1 protein-coding gene is annotated in these 1,746 nt (G+C 63.6%); it reads right to left on the bottom strand.

The features are described from left to right. A partial coding sequence (locus AC0L2O_RS36105; protein WP_473373110.1) for a 3-hydroxyacyl-CoA dehydrogenase NAD-binding domain-containing protein occupies positions 1 to 1,568 on the bottom strand: 1,568 nt, incomplete at its 3' end. Positions 1,569 to 1,746 lie beyond the last annotated feature (178 nt).

Below are 1,746 nucleotides of genomic sequence, written 5' to 3'. Positions count from 1 at the left end.
TCGCTCATGGCGAACGGCCCCATTGGCATGCCAAATTTTGTCACCACCGCGTCGATCTGCTGCGGCAGCGCGCCTTCAGACAACAGCTTCTCCGACTGTTTACTGCGCTGAGCCAGCATGCGGTTGCCCACAAAACCGTGGCAGACGCCGACTACCGCTGGTACCTTGGCAATTCTTCGCGCGATGGACACGGCCGTTACCAGCGCATCCGGCGCAGTCTTCTCCGCACGGACGATCTCGCACAGCTTCATCACGTTAGCGGGCGAGAAGAAGTGCATGCCGAGCACGTCCTGCGGACGCTTGGTCGCCTTCGCGATCTCGTCGATGTTCAGAAGGGAAGTGTTGGAAGCGAGCACCGCGCCACGCTTGGCATATTGATCGAGCTTGCCGAACACCTCCTTCTTCAGCGCCATGGTCTCGAACACGGCCTCGATGACGAGGTCAGCATCGCCGGCATTCTCGATGCCGATGACGCCGTTGATCAGCGCCATGCGCTTGGCCGGTGCATCGGCGGGAATGCCGCCACGCGCGGCCGTCGCTTCCCAGTTCTTCTGCATCACCCCCATGCCGCGCTTGAGCTGCTCCTCGCCGGTCTCGATCAGGGTGACGGGAACGCCGGCATTGGCAAAGGACATCGCGATGCCGCCGCCCATCGTGCCGGCGCCGAGGATGGCGACGCGGTTCACCGGCCGTGGCTTGGTCCCCTCAGGAACGCCGGCGATCTTGCTGGCCCCGCGCTCGGCGAAGAAGGCATAGCGCTGCGCCTTGGACTGATCGCTGGTGACGAGCTTCAGGAAGCCCTCGCGCTCCTTTTTGAGGCCCTCGTCGAACGGCAGGTCGATGGCGTAGCCGACGGCGTCGGCCGCTGCGAACGGCGCTTCCAGGCCGCGCGACTTCTTGGTCATGGCGGCGACTGCATTGGTGAAGATCGAACGGTCGGCCTTGGCCGCCGCTATTTTGGAATCGTCGTCGCGCAGACGGCGCAGCGGACGCTTCTCGGCCAGCAGCTTGCGCACAAAGGCTTCGCCGCCGGAAGCCGGGCCTTCGACGATCTCCTCGATCAGGCCGTGCTTCAGCGCTTCGGCGGCGCCGATGGGATCACCGCCGACGATCATCTTGACGGCGAGCTCAGGCCCAACCGCGCGCGGCAGGCGCTGGGTGCCGCCGGCGCCCGGCAGCAGGCCGAGCTTGACCTCGGGCAGGCCGAGCTTGGCCTCCTTGACCGCCACGCGGAAATGACAGGCCAGCGCGACCTCGAGACCGCCACCGAGCGCGGTGCCGTGAATGGCGGCCACGATGGCCTTGGGCGAATTCTCTATCTCGGAGAGCACGTCTTTCACCGCCGGCGGCTTTGGCGGCTTGCCGAACTCGGTGATGTCGGCGCCCGCGATGAAGGTGCGGCCGGCGCAGGTCAGCACGATGCCCTTGATCGCGGGATCAGCGATCGCGGTCTTGACGCACTCCAAAATACCGCCGCGGACTGCGGCACTCAGCGCATTGACCGGAGGGCTGTTGACCGTGACGATCCCGACTTCGTCATGACGCTCGAGCTTGACCACTTCACTCACGCCGCACTCCTAGGTTAAAGATCAAAGATCTGCTGGGTAACGGACCAGTCTTCTCGCAAGTTTGCTGAATCGTCCTTAACGGCATCACCAATTCGAAGCACCTTCAGCTCGGAGATCCAGCAGAATAGCAGGGTATCGATATCGGTTAATGCAATGGCTCACAGGTTCACGCATAAAT

This window comes from Bradyrhizobium sp. Kon10, assembly GCF_055807395.1.
This window is presented reverse-complemented; position numbering and strand designations above follow the sequence as displayed.